The sequence below is a fragment of the Micromonospora sp. WMMD714 genome, from assembly GCF_029581315.1.
Lineage (GTDB): Bacteria > Actinomycetota > Actinomycetes > Mycobacteriales > Micromonosporaceae > Micromonospora > Micromonospora rifamycinica.
Window position 1 is genome coordinate 394,279 of record NZ_CP120744.1, and the last position, 17,332, is coordinate 411,610.

Here is a 17,332-nt window from a genome sequence, read left to right on the forward strand (position 1 = left end):
ACCGGGGGACGGGGTCAGGGTTGGCAGGTGGGGCACCAGTAGAGGTTGCGACCGGCCAGCGCGCCCCGGCTGACCGGGCTGCCGCAGACGTGGCAGGGTTCGCCGGGACGGCGGTAGACGTACACCTCACCGCCGTGCCGGTCGACGCGGGCGGGGCGGCCCATCGCCTCGGGCAGGTGGGCGTCGCGGACGGTGTCGATCCGGCCGCGCCCCACCGCCCGGGTCATCAGCGTCACCAGGTCGGCCCAGAGCGCCACCCAGCCCGCCGGGGTGAGCTGCCGGCCGGGCAGCGTCGGCCGCAGGCCGGCCCGGAACAGCGCCTCGGTCACGAAGATCAGGCCGGTGCCGGCCACCACCGACTGGTCCAGCAGCAGCGCGGCGAGCGGGGTGGGGCTGCGCCGGATCCGGGCGTACGCCCGGTCGGGGTCGGCGTCGGCGCGCAGCGGGTCCGGGCCGAGCCGGCCGCGCAGCGCCGCCACCTCGGGCGGGGTGAGCAGTTCACAGGCGGTGGGTCCGCGCAGGTCGAGCCAGTGCCGGTCGCTGGCCAGCCGCAACCGGACCTGCCCCACCGGTACGGGCGGCTCGCCGTCCCCGTCGGTGAACCTGCCGTACAGGCCGAGGTGGACGTGCAGGGTCCGCTCGTCGGCGTAGTGGTGCAGCAGGTGCTTGCCGTACGCCTCGGTGCCGTCCAGGACGGTGCCGGAGAGCACGGCGGCGCCCTCGGTGAAGCGGCCCTGCGGGCTGCTGGCGGTGACCTTGTCCCCGGCGAACAGCTCGGCGTGCCGGGCCGCCAGGCGGTGGATGGTGTGTCCCTCTGGCACGGGTACCAAGGGTAGTCGGGAACCGCCCGGCTCCGAACGGGGCGGCTCCCTCGCCGGCTGGACTACGCCCAGCGCCCTCCGTTGCGCTCCGCTCTGGCCGTGTCGAGCAGGTTGGCCAGGCGGTACCGCAAGATCCGCGTCTGCCCGACCGACAGGACCAGGCTCGTTGGCGTGCTGCTCTCCACGCTCGTCAGGCGCACCATCGGCTCAGCGGCCGGGTGCACGGCTTGCACCAGGGCCACATCGACGCCGAACGCTGCTGGCCGGTTGGTGCCCGCGCTGAGGGTACGGGAGCGGTGCTGACCCCGACGTTCGCAGTCGTCCCGGTTACACCAGCACGGGTGCACCAGGTCGGCCGGAGCATCGCCGAAGGTCCCGGTCGAGAAGACGAACACGTAACCACAGGACCGCTCCACGTCCGGTGCCATGCCCGTCAGCTGTGCTGCCAAGCCGGCTCTGTCAACGGCTACAGCCGCGCGGACGATGTGCGCTGCGCAGGCGTACACGCAGGCGTCCAAGGAGCCCGGCGTATACAACTCGATCCGGACCGTCGCAAGTTCTCCGCAGGCGGGCAGGGTGGGTAGGGTGCTCAAGGGTCGCCTCCTAGCGGGCGATCAAGGCCCCCGGCCAGCGGCGCAATCGCTGGCCGGGGGCCGCCTTCGTACTGGCTGTGACAAACGTACAGTCACTATACGTTCAGATGCTAGACGTCTACACGCTGGACATCCCCGGACACGTACAGATCATGTGCGTGTTTACGCTGCCGCCCATGACGAGCCCGCTGCACAACGTGCCGCTCTACCGGCAGTTGGCGGACCGGCTCGCCAGGGAGATCGAAGAGGGCAAGCTGCGGCCCGGCCAACCGTTACCCAGCGAACTGCACCTGCAGCAGACGTACGGCGTGGCCCGGGGAACCGTCCGGATGGCAATGCGTGAGCTGCGCGAACGCGGTCTGGTCGTCACCGTTCACGCCCGGGGAACGTTCGTCGCCGCGCGGCCATAGCCCCGCACGCGGACCTGGCCGAGGTGAGGCGTCCGGTACGCCGGTCGGCCGGCGACCGGGCGCGCACCGCCACGGTCGCGCCTCCTTGGACGGCCATGCCCGGACAGCGGGAGTGTGGTCGATCGACGCACGGGGTACATACCGGTCGTTCCCGCGTGGCGGCCACCGACCCTTCCGAGGGCTGCACGCATCGACAAGGAGGTGTGGTGGTGAACGTTCCTTCGCTCCTGCGGCGTCGTACGGCGCAGGACAGCAACGGTGACGGGGTGGTCGACGCGCGCGACGGCCAGCCGGTGGTGACGGACCGGGACGGCGACCGGACGACGTACCGCAGCGGGTCGCCGGTCGCCGACGGCCAGCGCGACGCCGACGTGGCGCGACGCACCGACGGCCAGCGCGACGGCGACGCGGAGCAGCGGGCGGCGGAGCGCGCCGCGCTGGCGCGGGCGGCGACCGCCCGCAGCGCCGTCGACGGCACCCGTAGCGCCGCCGCTGCCACCCGGCCCGCACCGGTCGACGACGAGCCGCGTACGCCGACCGACCCGATCCGGGTCGCCGACACCGCTCCGGTCCGGACCGCACCGCGCCCGGTGGACGCCGACCGCCCGGGCGACCGGGACCGGACGACGCCCGCCGACCGGACGACGCCCGCCGCACCCGCCGGTGTCGTTGCACCGGCCGTTGTCGCCGCCCGCCCCGCCGACCGGGACCGGGTGGCCGCCGACGAGGCCCGCCCGGAGCCCCCGGTGGCGGCCGGTCCGAAGGCGCGGACCAGCCTGCTCGCCACCCTCGGTCTGGTCGTCTCGGTGGTGGGTGCGGCGTTCGTGCTCACCGGCACCCTGGCCGGGTACGGCATCGCCCTCGGCGCGCTCGGCGCGGTCTTCGCGGTGCTGGGCCTGGTCGCGACCCGGCGGCGGCACGTGGCCGGCACCACGGACGCGCTGCTCGGCGTGCTGGTCGGCCTGACCGCGGTGGTGCTGGGGGTGCTCGCCTTCACCGGTCAGTTCGACTGGCCGACCACCGACGGCGACTGGGTGGCCCGGTTCCGCGAGTGGCTTGACTCACAGTTTGTGGACCGGTTCTGAGGGCACATTTGATCTCGCCGGCGGTTCGCCGGCGACGTTGGACCAGCCGGCTCGCCGGCACCGCCCGACCAGTCTGGTGGTTCACCAGCCGGGCACCCGCTCGTTCGGGGGCAGCGGTTCGCCGCCACCGATGCGTACAGGGGCCGTCACCTCCGCCGGGGTGGCGGCCCCTTCGCGCGTCCGCCCCACGCAACGGATCGCCACTGCCGCCGGGCCAGACGCAACGAACCACCGTGGTACGCAAGTGTCGGCGGTGGTTGTCGCACCCCAGGCCCGCATACCGTTGAGCCACGGCGCCAGCCCGTGGGCCACGGAGGCCGGGCGCGCCCGAACCCGGGAGCAGGACAATGCCGATGGACGCCACCAGCCAGCGCTTCCTGATGTGCCGGCCGACGTACTTCGCCGTCGACTACGCCATCAATCCGTGGATGGACCCGACCGCGCCGGTCGACACCGCGCTGGCGATCCGGCAGTGGGAGCAGCTCCGCCGCACCTACCTCGACCTCGGCCACACCGTCGAGCTGATCGACCCGGTCGCCGGCCTGCCGGACATGGTCTTCGCCGCCAACGGCGGCACGGTCATCGGGGACCGGGCGATGGCGGTGCAGTTCCGCGACCCGCAGCGCGCCGACGAGGCCCCCGCCTACCGGGCCTGGTTCGAGGCCGCCGGCTTCGAGGTGTACGACCCGAAGCACGTCAACGAGGGCGAGGGCGACGTGCTGCTGGTCGGCGACCGCCTGCTCGCCGGCACCGGGTTCCGCACCGCGCACGCCTCGCACGCCCAGCTGCAGGAGGTCTTCGGCTATCCGGTGATCACCCTGCAGCTCGTCGACCCGCGCTTCTACCACCTGGACACCGCGCTGACCGTGCTCGACGAGCGGACCGTGGCGTACCTGCCGGAGGCGTTCTCCCCCGGCAGCCGCGCGGTGCTGCGTCGGCTGTTCCCGGACGCGGTCCACGCCAGCATGGCCGACGCCGAGGTGCTGGGCCTCAACGCGGTCGGCGACGGCCGGCACGTGGTGCTGCCCGCGCAGGCCACCGGACTGGCCGCGCAGCTGCGCGACCGGGGCTACCAGACCATCGGTGTCGACCTGTCCGAGCTGCGCAAGGCCGGCGGCGGACCGAAGTGCTGCACGTTGCGACTCCGTCAGGGAAAGGCGAGCCAGTGATCGACGACATGCTGCGGACCCCGTCCGCCGTCCGGGACGCGGAGCGGTACACCGCGCACAACTACCACCCGCTGCCGGTGGTGATCTCCTCCGCCGAGGGCTCCTGGCTCACCGACGTCGACGGCCGCCGCTACCTGGACTGCCTCGCCGGCTACTCGGCGCTGAACTTCGGCCACCGGCACCCGGAGCTGATCCGGGCCGCCCACCAGCAGCTCGACCGGCTCACCCTGACCAGCCGGGCGTTCATCCACGACCAGTTCGCCGACTTCTGCCGGGAGCTGGCCGCGCTGTGCGGCAAGGACCTGGTGTTGCCGATGAACACCGGCGCCGAGGCGGTGGAGACCGGCATCAAGGTGGCCCGCAAGTGGGGCTACCAGGTCAAGGGGGTCGCCCCGGGGCGGGCGAACATCATCGTCGCCGAGGGTAACTTCCACGGTCGGACCACCACCATCGTCAGCTTCTCCACCGATGAGGACGCCCGCGCCGACTTCGGGCCGTACACGGCGGGGTTCACCGTGGTCCCCTACGGCGACCTGGCGGCGCTGGAGGCGGCGATCGACGAGAACACCGTCGCCGTGCTGCTGGAGCCGATCCAGGGCGAGCAGGGGGTCGTGCTGCCGCCGGAGGGCTACCTGCCGGGCGTACGCCGGGCCTGCACCGAGCGGAACGTGCTGTTCGTCGCCGACGAGATCCAGTCCGGCCTGGGTCGGACCGGGCGCACCTTCGCCTGCGACCACGAGGGCGTCGTGCCGGACATGTACCTGCTGGGCAAGGCGCTCGGCGGCGGCATCGTCCCGGTCTCCGCGGTGGCCGCCGACGCCGACGTGCTCGGCGTGCTCAAGCCGGGCCAGCACGGCTCGACCTTCGGCGGCAACCCGCTCGCCTGCGCGGTCGGCACCGAGGTGGTCCGGCTGCTGGCCACCGGCGAGTTCCAGCGCCGCTCCGCCGAGCTGGGGGAACGGTTGCGGGCCGGGCTGGAAGGGCTGCTCGGCAAGGGTCTGGTGGCGGTGCGGGTACGCGGGCTGTGGGCCGGGGTGGACATCGACCCGGCGCTGATGACCGGCCGGCAGGCCTGCGAGCGGCTGATGGCGCGGGGGGTGCTCGCCAAGGACACCCACGGCTCGACCATCCGGCTGGCCCCGCCGCTGGTGATCACCGCCGACGAGATCGACCACGCGGTGGCGCAGCTCGCCGCGGTGCTGGCCGGCTGACCCCGTACCACGGGAAGGGCGCCGGGACCGCGGTGGTCCCGGCGCCCTTCCGCCGACGTCCCGGGCTCAGCCCTCGCGCAGCGGTCGGCCCACGGCGTGCAGGTGCGCCAGCCCCTGCCGGTACGAGTCGATCAGCCCGGTCTCCGCGTACGGGATGCCCTGCTCGGCGCAGTACGCCTGGACCAGCGGCCGGGCCCGGCGCAGGTTGCCCCGGGGCATGTTCGGGAACAGGTGGTGCTCGATCTGGTAGTTGAGGCCGCCCAGCGCCAGGTCGACGAGCCGGCCGCCCGCCACGTTGCGCGACGTCAGCACCTGCTTGCGCAGGTAGTCGAGGTCGTCCTCGTCGGTCGGCATCAGCATGCCCTTGTGGTTGGGGGCGAACGCGCACCCCATGTAGAGCCCCCAGAGCGCCTGGTGGATGGTGGCGAAGACCAGCGCCTTCCCCGGTGACATCACCGCCAGCAGCAGGCCGACGTAGCCGACGGTGTGCACCACCAGCAGCAGCGCCTCCACGACCCGGTGCCGCATCGGCACCCGCCAGCTACCGTCCGGCTCCCGGTCGGTCAGCGCCCGGATGCTCGCCACGTGCAGCGCCAGCCCCTCCAGCAGGAGCAGCGGGAAGAACAGCCACGCCTGCCGGCGGGCCATCCACCGGCCGAGGCCCCGGGTCGCCATTACCTGTTCGTCCGTCCAGACCAGCACGCCCGCGCCGACGTCCGGATCGTCGTCGGCGTGGTTCGGGTTGGCGTGGTGTCGGTTGTGCTTGTCCACCCACCAGCCGTAGCTGAGGCCCACGGCGAGATTGCCGGCGATCAGGCCGGCCGCCTCGCTGGGACCGCGGCGGCGGAACATCTGCCGGTGCCCGGCGTCGTGGCCGAGGAACGCCACCTGGGTGGTGGCCACCGCCATCACGACCGCCGTCGCCAGCTGCCACCACGAGTCGCCGACCATTGCCACCAGGACCCAGCCGGCCAGGAAAGCGCCCAGGGTTCCGACGATGCGGACCGCGTACCGGCTGGGGCGCCGATCCAACAGCCCCGCCTCGGCGACCCGGCGGGACAGGCGCGCGTAGTCGCTGCCCCGCCGGGCGGTCGACGCTGCCAACGTCGAAGAACTCATCTGATGTCGCCTTCCGGTAACGCGGGTAGCACTCGGTGTGCGACCCTCCGTGACCAATCCTCGCCACATCGACCGCTTCGGACAATCCTGTCAGCCCCCGATTCCGGGGTGGTGTTACCCCTACTGGACCCGCGCCCGGTGGGACGCCGCCGCCCGACGGGCAGGGGCGGTGACGGTGGCGGGGCTCCGGACACGTGCCGGGGGCGCACCCCCGGCAGCGGTGCCGGTCAGTTGCGCGGCAGCCGCATCGCCATGGTGGGGGCCTCGGCCATCACCGACGTCGGGGTGAACGCCGCGCCGGTGGGCAGCTCGCGGGCCCGGCCGATCTGCACCCCGGGATACAGCTCCACCATGTCCGCGCCGCCGAGCACCCGGGACTGCTTCGGGGCCAACGCGACCCGCTCCGCCTCGGTCATCGAGCCGTTCGGCCGGATGCCGGAGCCGTTGGTGCTGACGTCGGTGACGATCACCTCGCCGACCCGCAGCTCGAACCGGACGTGGGCCCGGCTGATCCAGCGTCGCGCCTCGTCGTTGAGCCACTGGCCGAGCATCACGCCGCCGGACTCCTCGGGTGCCCGGCCGACCGTCACCGGCTGGTCCTCGGTCAGCACGAAGCGGCGGCGGATCAGGCCGCCGATCCGGATCGCCAGCACCTCGCTGCGCGGCCGGGGGCCGGCGTCGGAGAGCCGGACCCCGTGCCGGGGACAGGTCGGCACACCGTTACGCAGGGCCGGCGGCGGCTGACCGGCCGGGGCGCGGTCCACCCGGGCCAGGTCGGCGAACGCGCCACCGCCACCGCCGCCGCCGAACAGCGCGCACCCCGGCTCGGGGCAGCGCCACTGCCGGGCCAGCAACTGCCCGCCGGTCGGGGACCGGTCGCCCTCGACCGGGGTGTGCCCGCCGCCGACGTGGGCGACGAAGGCCGGACCGCCGGCACCGGGCACCGGGGCGACCACCCGCCCCGGCTGCTCCACCAGCCACGGGAACCGACCGCGCAGGCCGTCCCAGCGGACCCGGCTGACGACCGGGAGACCGAGCAGGTCGGCCACCTCCAGCATCCGGTCACCGGGGTTGTCGAGCACCTCCACCAGGCCGTCGTCGGCCCAGCGACGGACCACCATCCGCTCGTTGGAGGTGAGGTCGGCGTCGGAGAGCAGCGCCCGGTGCACGACCGCGTAGACCGGGACGCTGTCCTCGGCCAGCTCGCGGGAGAGCGCGTCGATCACCATGCCGAGCCGCAGCAGGCTCGCCGGACGGCCCCCGTCGAGGTCCTGGTAGCGGATCACCTCGGCCAGGTCCAGGACGGCTCGGGCCAGGGACGGGTCGGTGCAGACCCGCCCCTCGATGGCGTCCAGCACCTTGCTGATCTCGAATCTCATCGCGCGCTCCGGGGGATCTCGTCGCTCTGCCGGGCCGCCACCGCCGGCCCGACCAGCGCCCGCGCCGACTCGGCGGTGGGCAGGCGCTGCCTTGGCACGACCCTACCGGTGGCCGGGTCAACTCATCCGGCCCACCGCCGCCCGCAGCCGGGTCACGTCGCGCCGACGTCGCTCGTAGGTGGCGGCGAGGGTGATCAGCGTCAGCCCGCCGACCGCCAGGTAGATCCAGCGGGGCAGCAGGTCCCAGCCCCGGACCAGCTCGTGCAGCGCGAGCAGGACGAGGCTGCCGCCGCCCAGCACCACCGGGGCCTGCCAGCGCCGCACCGCCCCGACCAGCACCACCCCCAGGGCCGCCGCGCCGAGCAGCAGCCGCCGCCAGGGCTGCGGGTCCGGGGCCACCAGCACCGACACCAGGCTGGGCAGCAGACCGGCGGCGAGCGCCGGGCCGAGCGCGAGCCAGCTGGTCAACCCGGGTCGGGCACGCAGCGCCAGCAGGCCGGCGACCAGCGTCAACCCGGCCGCCGGCAGGGTGTACGCCTCCAACAGCGCCACCTCGCCGCTGACCAGCAGCAGCCACGCCCCGAGCAGCTCACTGCCACCGGCCACCGCACCCATGACCCACCGGCCGCCGGCCGACTGACCCGGGTACAGCACCCGCAGCGCGGCGGCGGCCCCCCAGAGCACGCAGATCACCGCCGCGTGCCGGATCGCGCCGATGGTGAGCAGCAGGGCGAGCACGGCCACCGCCTGCGCCGCCGCCTCCAACGCCCGTACGGTCAGCGGCCCGCGCCGGGTCAGCAGAGGGGCGCCGAGGAGCACCGCCACCGCCACCCCGAGCACCGGGAGACCGGCCGTCCGCAGGGGCAGGCCGGCGGCCAGCGTCGCGGTGAGCGCGAAGCAGGTGGCCGCCGCGACAGTGGTCAGGCAGCCGAGCAGCCGTACCCCGGCCCACCGGCCGACCGCGCCGACGACGGCCGCCGCGGTCACCAGCAGGGCCAGCCCGGCCAGCGTGCCGGCCCGGCTGGCGAACAGCCCGAGCAGACCGGCGGCGGTCCACAGCAGACCGACCGAGGTGGTCACCGGCGTACCCGGGCCGCCGAGCGCGGCGGTGAGCAGGGCGGCGACCCCGACGAGCAGCACCACCGCCGGCACCAGCGGCCAGCCGACGGGCGTGCCGAGCAGCAGTACCGGCAGCGCCGCCGCCGCGAACGGCAGCGCGGCGACGGCCGGACCGGACCGGCCACCGGTGTGCCGGTGGGTGACCAGCGCGACGGTGAGGGCGAGGACCAGCAGCGCCAATCCGACCACCGGGGCGGCGGCCGGTCCGTCCCCCGTCGGCACCCCCGCCCACGGGCGGACCGGCCCACCGTAGGGGGCGAACAGCGCGGTCAGGGTCACCGGGGCGGCGGCGAGCACGGCGCACCCGGCCAACCCGACGCCGACCACCCGTCCCGGGGTCACCGGCTCGGTACCCCGGTCGGCCAGTGCCAAGGCGACCAGCGCCAACGCGGCGTAGAGCGCCACCGGCTCCCCACCGGGGACGGTGGTCGGCAGCACCACGGCGGCGAGCGCCAGGGCGAGCGCGGTGCCGGCGTACCCGTCGAGGTCGGGTCGGCGGCGACGCAGCGCGAGCAGCGGGACCAGCAGCAGCACGGCGGCGACGAGCCCGGCCCGCAGCTGCCACCACGGCGGCGACCCGGCGACCCGCAGCGCGACCGCCGCACCGGCCGGCACGGTGAGCAGCGCGACCGCCAGCGCGAGCCCGGCGACCCGGCGCGCGGCGGCGTTCACCGGGCGGCCGGGCAGCGCCACCGCCAGCCCGACGGCCAGCACCACCCCGAGCGCCACCAGCAGCCCCACCGGGTCGGCCGCCGCCACCAGCAGCCCGTGCCCGAGCAGCGCCGCCGCGCCCCCGGCACCGACCAGCACGGTCGCGGTACGCCGGCCGCACAGCACCGCGACCGGCAGCAGCGCCGCACCGACGGCCAGGTCGACCGCGAGGGTCGCCGGCCACGGGGTGACCGTCACCGCCGGCAGCGCCATGGCGGTGACCGCCACCCCCAGCAGCGCGGTCACCGGGCGGGCCGCCCTCGGCAACAGCAGGAACCCGGCGGTGACGGTGAGCAGCACGGTGAGCGGGAGCTGCCAGCCCCAGGGCAGGTCGGGGCCGGCCCCGGCACCCCGCCAGGCGGGCAGTGACCGGTCCACCGCGAGCGCGGCGACGCCCCCGGTGGCGAGCACGACGACCTGGGCCGCCCCGGCCGCGACCAGCAGCGCCCCGACCCGGGGACCGCTGCGGTGCCGCTGCGGCAGCAGCCGGACGGCACCGGCCAGGACGGCCGCCACCAGGCCCACGGCGAGCAGCAGGAACCCGGCCCGCAGCTCACCCACCGGCCGCAGCAGCACGACGGCCAGCAACGGCACCAGCAACCCGGCGGCGATCTGCTGGAACACCCGGGCACCGGCGACCCGTGCCGCGCCGCTCAGGACCAGACCGACGAGGAGCAGCGGCAGGCCGGCGAGGAGCGGCTGACCGCCGGCCCGACCCAGCGCCAGCGGCACCAGCGCGCAACTCGCGGCGACCGTCACCGCCGCGCCGAAGCCGAGCCAGCCGAGCACCCGGCCGGCGAGCACGGCGGTGGACCCGGCCGGTCCGGCCACCGGTCCCCCGCCGGCCAGCGGCCCTCCACCGGCAGCCGGTCCCCCACCGGTGACCGGTTCCGCCGGTCCTCCGGCCGCCGGGGCGGTGGCGGTGCCCGACCCCCCGGCGGGCACCACCACCTCTCCCCCCGGACCCGCCACGGCGGGCGCCGACGGGCGGCGGCGCAGCGCGGCCACCACCACGAGGTCGAGCAGCGCCACCCCGAGGAACACCAGCGTCCAGCCGGTGGCACCGGGCCGGGACTGGGCCGCCGCCAGCGGCAGCACCGGCTGGACCACGAGCAACGCCGCGAACCACGGCACGGTGAGCCGGCTGAGCAGGGCGTATCCGGCGGCGACCGCCGCGCTGACCCCGCCGACCAGGGCGGCGTAGCGGGTACCCGGCCAGTCGGCGGTGCCCAGCAGGTTCACCGACCAGGCGGCGTACCCGTCGAGGACCACCAGCAGCAGACCCACCGCGGCGAACGTCTCGGCGGTGCCACGCAGTCCGCGCCACCTCGCCACCAGCGGCACCGCCAGGGCGAGGGCGGTGAACGCGGCCAGGATCAGCGCCCGGCCGGCCACCCCCACCGTCGCCCAGGCGACCGCCGTGAAGACCACCGCCGCCGTACCGAGCAGGAGGCCACCGAGGACGAACAGCAGCCACTGGATCGTCCGGGTCGAGGTCTCCGGCCGGCCCGGCGTCTCCCCCGTCGCGGGAAGGGCACCGAACCCGGCCGGCGGCACGGTCCCACCGGCCGCGACGGTCCCGGCCGGACGCCCCGGATACGCGGCCGGCGCGGCCGGGTGCGCGGCCGGCGCGGCCGGGTGCGCGGCCGGCGCGGCCGGGTGCGCGGCCGGCGCGGCCGGGTGCGCGGCCGGGGTGGACGGGTAGCCGGCGGGCACGGCCGGGGTGGACGGAGTAGCGGGGCGGAGCGCCGACGGCACCGGATGCGCGGCCGGCAGGCCCGGATGCGCCGCCGACGGCACCGGCCGGGCGGTCGTGCCGACCCGGGTGGGGGCGGGGATCTCGCGGCGGATACCCGCCGCCAGTTCCGCCCGGCGGCGCTGCGCCGCGAGCAGCCGCGTGCCGAGTCCCTGGTACGCCTCCCGCGCCCGCTCGACCTCACGACCGAGAGTGACGATCTCCCGGTCCAACCGGACCACCTCGGCGGCGGGCGGGTACGGCCCGAGCCCGCAGCGGGCACACCCCCGGGTCAACTCGGCGGGCGCACCGCAGCGCGGGCAGGGGTAACCGGTGTTCTCCACCCGGCCATCCTGCCGGTGGGCCGCAACCGCAGGCCAGAGTGCCCGTACCTAGGTACGGGTGTTCTCGTGCACCCAGAGCGCGTACGCCGGGTCGCCGCTCTCCACCTGGGTGACCAGGATCTCGGGCACCTCGTACGGATGGTTGGCGCGGATCTGGCCGACCAGCGCCGTGGCCCGGTCGGGGGCGGTCTTGAACTGCACCGACCACTCGGTGCTGGTCTCCACCCCGGCCCGCCACCAGTACGTGCTGTCCACCTGGCCACCGACCTGCGCACAGGCGGCCAGTCGTCCGGCCACCGCGGCGGCCGCCATCAGGTCGGCGACGGAGCGCGAGTCCACCACCGTCGTCACCACGCAGATCTGGTCCACCTGCGCACCCTACGTGGGAATGGTGGCGAACCGGTCGACCGTGACGCTGTGTTCACTCGGCGGTCACCCCGTCCCGGTTGGCGGCGATCCACCGGTCGATCCGGTCCCACCAGTCGAAGAGCCAGTCGATGCGCTCCTGACGGCCGGTCGGGACGTCCTCCGGCGGCACCGACCAGAAGCGCATCACGATCCGTTTGTCCATCGGCAGTTCGCGCCAGACGTCGGCGACGGTGAGCATCCGGTCCAGACCGGTGTGCGCCACGAAGATCACTCCGGCCTCGGGGGCGGCGTCCAGGGCGGCGAGCACCCCGCCGGGCTGCGGGGCGAGCACGTGCTGCATCCGCTCGGCGCGCACCGCCATCCGCTCCAGGCCGAGCGCGCGGAGCCGGTCGATGGCCCGGACCCGCCGGCCGGGGGTGAAGTTGCCGCCCTCCGGGAAGATCACGAAGGCGTCGTCGTCGTCCAGGCCGGTGGCGAGGTGGCCGATCTGCCGGACCGCCGCGTCCCGGCCGTCACCGGCGGCGACGAAGCGGTTGGGCAGCCGGTTGAGCAGGACGTCGATCGCCGGATCCCACTGGAGTGCCTCCTTGAGCACGATCCGGGGCTCCCGCTGGAACCAGTTGACCAGGGAGTGGATCAGGATGAACGAGTCACCCGGGCCGGCGTGCCGGCAGAGCACCAGCTCCGGCCGGCCGGGCAGCGCGGTGTCCGGGTCGGTGCCGACCACGTCGATGCTCAGCCGCAGCGTCCAACGGGCCTGCCAGAACAGCGCCCGGAGGAACCAGCCGGCGAGCACGTAGTGCGCCCGCTGGAAGGCCGGCGACCGCTTCCACCGGCCGAACCCGGAGGCCAGCCAGAGCACGAAGAGCGCGACCAGCGCGGCGGCGTCCCAGACCAGGTAGACGCAGCCGATCCAGAGCAGCCGCAGCGGGCGCAGCCGGCCCGGCACGAACGGCGACACGGCGAGCGCGAGCAGCGCCCACACCGGTACGGTGGTCAGCACCGTGACCGCGAGCAGGACCACCGCGGGGGCGAACAGCAGCCGGCGTACCCAGCGTGGGGGCAACGGCATCAACGGTCCAGCGTCGCCAGGTACGCCCGGGACGCGGTGTAGGCGCGGCTGATCCGCCGCCCCACGGCCGCCATGTCCCGGTACGCCCAGGGGCTGTCGTCGCGCGGCTCCAGCCCACCGGTCGGCAGCACGTGCACCCGTACCCCCTCGGGCAGCGCGGCCAGCTCCCGGGCGAACCGGTGCCGGCGGGCGATCTCGAACGCGACCTGGGCGATCTCCCAGGGCCGTCGGGGCGGCGTCAGCTCCCGCTCGATCCGCCCCACCTGGAGGACGAAGATCTGCGTCGCGCCGACCGCCACCGCCTCGCCGATCGGGATCGAGTTGACGATCCCGCCGTCGATGTAGTGCTGGCCGTCGATCTGGGCCGGGGGCAGCAGGCCGGGCACCGAGGCGGACGCGAGCACCGCCGGCACCAGCGGTCCGGTGTGGAACCAGTGCTCGGCGGCCCGCTCGATGTTGGCCGCACAGCAGCGGAACGGGACCTTCAGGTCGGCGAAGGTGGTCTCCGCGCCCAGCTCGCCCTCCAACAGCTTGCGCAGCGGCCGGGGCGAGTGCAGGTGGGTACGGGCGGCGAACCGGCGCAGCTGCCGGGCCACCGAGTCGCCGTACACCTCGCTCGCCTCCGGGGAGGCCCAGAGCCGGACCAGCCGGTCGGTGACCGCCTCGGACGGGTCGGCGGCGACCAGCGCGCCGTTGACCGCGCCGATCGAGGTGCCGAGCACCACGTCGGGGCGGATCCGGGCCCGGAAGAGGGCGCGCAGCATGCCCACCTCGACCGCGCCGAGCACTCCCCCGCCGCCGAGCACGAACGCCACCGGACCGCCACTCATGCCGTTCATCCTGGCACGCCGCCGCCCGCACCTGCGGCGCAGCCGCTGGCCGCCGACCCGGACCGCCGCCGTGTGGCGGTGGGAACACAGTCCGTCGCACAGGGTCACCGGGCAACTGGACAACCGTTGACAGTGAGGACACATTCCCGCAACCTGACACCACCCCGACCCTCAGGCAGGTGCGAACACTGATGGCAACCCTGAACGCCGGTAGGTTGCTGGCCCGCAGGTACCGGCTCCTCGACAGGATCGGGGCCGGCGGGATGTCGGTGATCTGGCGGGCCCGCGACGAGGTGCTCGACCGGGTCGTCGCGGTCAAGGTGCTCGCGCCGTCGCTGGCCGCCGACGCCCGGTTCCGCGACATGGTCCGCGAGGAGGCACGTTCCGCCGCGCAACTGGTCCACCCGCACGTGACAGCGGTGCACGACTACGGCGAGGCGCTCGCCCCGGACGGCGAGATCACCTCGTTCGTGGTGATGGAGCTGCTCACCGGCGAGGAGCTGGAGCACCGGCTCTCCGAGGGGCCGCTGCCCTGGCCGGAGGCGGTCGAGGTGGGCGCCCAGGTGGCCGAGGCGCTGGCGGCGGCGCACCGGCTGGGCATCGTGCACCGGGACATCACCCCGGCGAACGTCATGATGACCAGGGTCGGCGCGAAGGTGCTGGACTTCGGCATCGCCACCCAGGTCGGCACCCCCGACGACGACGAGGACGGGGGCACCTTCGGCACCCCGGCGTACGTGGCACCGGAGCGGTTGGACGGCGCACCGGCCCAGCCGTCGACCGACGTCTACTCCCTCGGGGTGCTGCTCTACGAGACGCTGACCGGCCAGCCGCCCTACCCGGCGGAGACCTGGGAACAGCTCGCCGCCGCGATCACCGACGAGACACCGCTGTCGCTGGACGGCGTACCGGGGCTGCCGCCGCTGGTGGTCGACGTCTGCCTGCGCTGCCTGGCCCGGGATCCGCACGAACGGCCGACCGCGCACCAGGTCGCCACCGCGCTCCGCGACCAACTGCTGCCGGGCGACCCGCAGGCGGCCACCATGCTCTCCCCGACGGTCAGCCTGCCGGCGCTCGCCGGTCCACCCGGCGCGCCGGGGGCCGCGGCAGCCGGCACGGGCGCCCGGACCACCGCCACCGCCCGGGTCGCGGCGGACGCCGGTGCCGTGCCGGCGGCCGGCCCCGGTGCCGGCACGACAGCCGGTACCGGGGCGGGGCGCGGCGGTGTCGCGGGGGCCGGCGGGGCCGGCGACCGGGCCACGGGCAACGCGACGGCGGGTGTCGGGGTGGTGGGCGGCGGTCGGCCCACCGGCCGCGCGGGCGGTGCCGGTGACGGCGGCCCGCCCCCCGAGCCGGAGTTGCCACCGTCGCGGCGGCCGCTGGTGGCGGTGGGTGCACTGGTCGTGTTCACGGTCGCGGCGGTCCTGCTGCTCGCCCCGCTCCTGGAGCCGGGAACCCACACCCCGCCGGTCGCCCGGCCCACCGAGAGCCCGACGACCGAACCGCCACCACCGCGCACCCAGCCACCGGCGGACCCCACCCCGCCACCGGCGCCCCGCCGGGCCACCGGCACGCCCACGCCACCCCGCACCACGTCGACCCCGGACGGCGGGCAGGGCGCCGGTGGGCTGACCGAGGCGGCCGACCGGATGCGCCGGCTGGTCGACGACGGGGTCCGCACCGGTGAGATCCGCGAGGACGTCGGTATCGACCTGCGCAACGTACTGGCCAACCTGACCCGCGCCGCCGCCGCGGGGAGCCCGGACGTGCCCGCCCAGGCGGTCGCGCTCCGGGAGAAGGTCACCCGGCGGGTCGACGAGGGCGGCATCACCGCGACGTACGGCCGCCAGCTCGAATCCGCCGCCCGGGACCTCGCCGCGACCACCACCTGACCCCCCACGCCACCCGGGTCGACCCGCCGGCCGTGGCGCTGCCGTCACCGGCCGCCCGCCGGCCCGGGTGCGCCCACCGGCCCGGGTGCTCCTCCGGCCGCCCGGCGGTCGGTCAGCGGGTGCGCAGCGGGACGGACCCGGTGGTGTGGTGGGGGCGGCGGGCCGAGTGCGCCACGGCCCGGTAGATCGCCTCGTAGCCGCGCGCCATCCGCTCGGTGGAGAAGTTCTCGGCGACGTGCGCGACGCAGGCCGCCGGGTCGAGCCGGTCCACCTCGCGCAGCGCCGCCGGCAGCTCCTCGGCACCGTCACAGATCAGCCCGGTCACCCCGTCGACCACCACCTCCGGCACCGCGCCCCGGCGCAGCGCCACCACCGGCGTACCGGTCGCCATGGCCTCCACCATCACCATGCCGAACGGCTCCTCCCACTGGATCGGCATGATCAGACACCGGGCGTCGACCAGCAGCCGCAGCGTCGCCTCCCGGTCCGCGTTCAGGATCACGTCGACGTCCTCACCCAGCATCGGCTGGACCGCCTCGGCGAAGTGCTGGCGCTCGGCGGGCTCGTTGCACTTGCCCGCCAGGGTGAGCGGCAACCCCGCCGCCCGGCACGCCCGGATCGCCAGGTCCGGACCCTTGTCCGGGCTGAACCGGGCCAGCCAGAGCACCGGGCCGCGACCGGGTTCCCGCTTGGCCGGTACGTCCCGGCCGTCCAGGGCGTTGTGCACGGTGCCCACCCAGGGCAGGCCGGGGTTGGCCCGGCGTTGGGCGTGCGAGATCGCCACCAGGCCCACCCCGTGGTCGGTGTCGCCGAGCACCGCCCCGTACTCCCCGACCGGGTTGCCGTGCACGGTGGCCACGGTGGGCACCGCGCGCCGGCCGGCGATCAGCGGCCCGATCGTGGTGTGGTCGTGGATCACGTCGAAGTCGGCAGCGGAGATCAACTGCCGGACGCGCGCCAGGTGGGCCAGTTCGGGCAGCGACTCGCCCAGCCGGTCGTACTGCAGCTCGTCGATCGTCCAGACGTACTCGGCAGCCGTCCCGTGCTGCCGTCCGGCGCCGAAGAGGGTCACCTCGTGGCCGTGCCCGACGAGCGCGTCCACCAGTCCGTGCACCACCTGTTCGAGCCCGCCGTACCCGGGTGGCGGCACCGACAGCCACGGCGGAACCAGCATCGCTATCCGCAACGGTCGCTCCGGCGGCGGCCGCTCCGACAGGCGGTGGGTCACGGTCACGGATCCTCCCGTCGTCCCGGTGAAGCGGGACCGGCGGCGATTTCCCGTCGACCGGGCGGTCAAACGCGCCCGGCCGGCCGGGCCACCCCCCGCGGGACGCGCCCGGCGGCCCCCCGGACCGGATACGCCCGGCCGCCACTCCGGGCGGGACGCGCCTGCCCGGGGTGGGGCACCCCGGGCAGGAAGAAGGGCGGCGGGCGGTGGAGCCAACCCCCTTGGCTCCGCCGCCCGCCGCCCCG

General features: G+C 75.4%; 14 protein-coding genes. 5 read left to right on the forward strand and 9 right to left on the reverse strand.

All coding sequences use genetic code 11. From position 1 onward, the window contains the following. Positions 1-14: 14 nt before the first annotated feature. Positions 15-821 (reverse strand): DNA-formamidopyrimidine glycosylase family protein, encoded by an 807-nt coding sequence (locus O7625_RS01765; protein WP_282343814.1) that lies wholly within the window; start codon positions 819-821, stop codon positions 15-17. Between the two features lie 62 nt (positions 822-883). Then, positions 884-1,270 carry a hypothetical protein gene (locus O7625_RS01770; protein WP_282343816.1) on the reverse strand — a complete coding sequence of 129 codons (387 nt, stop codon included), beginning with the start codon at positions 1,268-1,270 and terminating at the stop codon, positions 884-886. Positions 1,271-1,521: 251 nt separating this feature from the next. Between O7625_RS01770 and O7625_RS01775 the strand changes: the two genes are divergently transcribed. From O7625_RS01775 to rocD, 4 genes are all read left to right on the forward strand, one after another. Then, entirely contained in the window at positions 1,522-1,824 is a 303-nt protein-coding gene (locus tag O7625_RS01775; protein ID WP_348773982.1) for a winged helix-turn-helix domain-containing protein, read from the forward strand. 206 nt (positions 1,825-2,030) lie between these two features. After that, positions 2,031-2,909: a DMT family transporter gene (locus tag O7625_RS01780; RefSeq protein ID WP_282343818.1), complete on the forward strand. Its 879-nt coding sequence runs from the start codon at positions 2,031-2,033 to the stop codon at positions 2,907-2,909. A gap of 353 nt (positions 2,910-3,262) precedes the next feature. Beyond that, on the forward strand, positions 3,263-4,078 hold the full coding sequence (ddaH, locus tag O7625_RS01785; protein WP_282343820.1) for a dimethylargininase: 816 nt from the start codon (positions 3,263-3,265) through the stop codon (positions 4,076-4,078). Further along, the gene (rocD, locus tag O7625_RS01790) at positions 4,075-5,289 is read left to right on the forward strand and encodes an ornithine--oxo-acid transaminase (protein WP_282343822.1); all 1,215 of its coding nucleotides are present in this window, start codon (positions 4,075-4,077) and stop codon (positions 5,287-5,289) included. The genes ddaH and rocD overlap by 4 nt, the downstream gene beginning before the upstream one ends. A 66-nt stretch (positions 5,290-5,355) precedes the next feature. Here the strand turns inward: rocD and O7625_RS01795 are convergent, their stop codons facing one another. The 6 genes from O7625_RS01795 to O7625_RS01820 form a co-directional block, all read right to left on the reverse strand. Then, positions 5,356-6,408 carry an acyl-CoA desaturase gene (locus O7625_RS01795; protein ID WP_282343824.1) on the reverse strand — a complete coding sequence of 351 codons (1,053 nt, stop codon included), beginning with the start codon at positions 6,406-6,408 and terminating at the stop codon, positions 5,356-5,358. A 227-nt stretch (positions 6,409-6,635) separates the two neighbouring features. Further along, positions 6,636-7,787, reverse strand: coding sequence for an FHA domain-containing protein (locus O7625_RS01800; RefSeq protein ID WP_067313977.1), 1,152 nt, complete (start codon positions 7,785-7,787; stop codon positions 6,636-6,638). A gap of 117 nt (positions 7,788-7,904) precedes the next feature. Next, positions 7,905-11,696 carry a hypothetical protein gene (locus O7625_RS01805; RefSeq protein WP_282343826.1) on the reverse strand — a complete coding sequence of 1,264 codons (3,792 nt, stop codon included), beginning with the start codon at positions 11,694-11,696 and terminating at the stop codon, positions 7,905-7,907. Between the two features lie 48 nt (positions 11,697-11,744). Beyond that, positions 11,745-12,065, reverse strand: coding sequence for a divalent-cation tolerance protein CutA (cutA, locus tag O7625_RS01810; protein WP_282343827.1), 321 nt, complete (start codon positions 12,063-12,065; stop codon positions 11,745-11,747). A gap of 52 nt (positions 12,066-12,117) precedes the next feature. After that, positions 12,118-13,137 (reverse strand): 1-acyl-sn-glycerol-3-phosphate acyltransferase, encoded by a 1,020-nt coding sequence (locus tag O7625_RS01815; RefSeq protein WP_282343829.1) that lies wholly within the window; start codon positions 13,135-13,137, stop codon positions 12,118-12,120. After that, entirely contained in the window at positions 13,137-13,967 is an 831-nt protein-coding gene (locus tag O7625_RS01820; protein ID WP_282343831.1) for a patatin-like phospholipase family protein, read from the reverse strand. The genes O7625_RS01815 and O7625_RS01820 overlap by 1 nt, the downstream gene beginning before the upstream one ends. A 191-nt stretch (positions 13,968-14,158) precedes the next feature. Here O7625_RS01820 and O7625_RS01825 point away from each other — a divergent pair, with 191 nt between their 5' ends. Beyond that, the gene (locus O7625_RS01825; RefSeq protein ID WP_282343833.1) at positions 14,159-15,859 is read left to right on the forward strand and encodes a serine/threonine-protein kinase; all 1,701 of its coding nucleotides are present in this window, start codon (positions 14,159-14,161) and stop codon (positions 15,857-15,859) included. A 112-nt stretch (positions 15,860-15,971) separates the two neighbouring features. Here the strand turns inward: O7625_RS01825 and O7625_RS01830 are convergent, their stop codons facing one another. Next, the gene (locus tag O7625_RS01830; protein ID WP_282346776.1) at positions 15,972-17,033 is read right to left on the reverse strand and encodes a glycosyltransferase family 4 protein; all 1,062 of its coding nucleotides are present in this window, start codon (positions 17,031-17,033) and stop codon (positions 15,972-15,974) included. Positions 17,034-17,332: the final 299 nt, after the last annotated feature.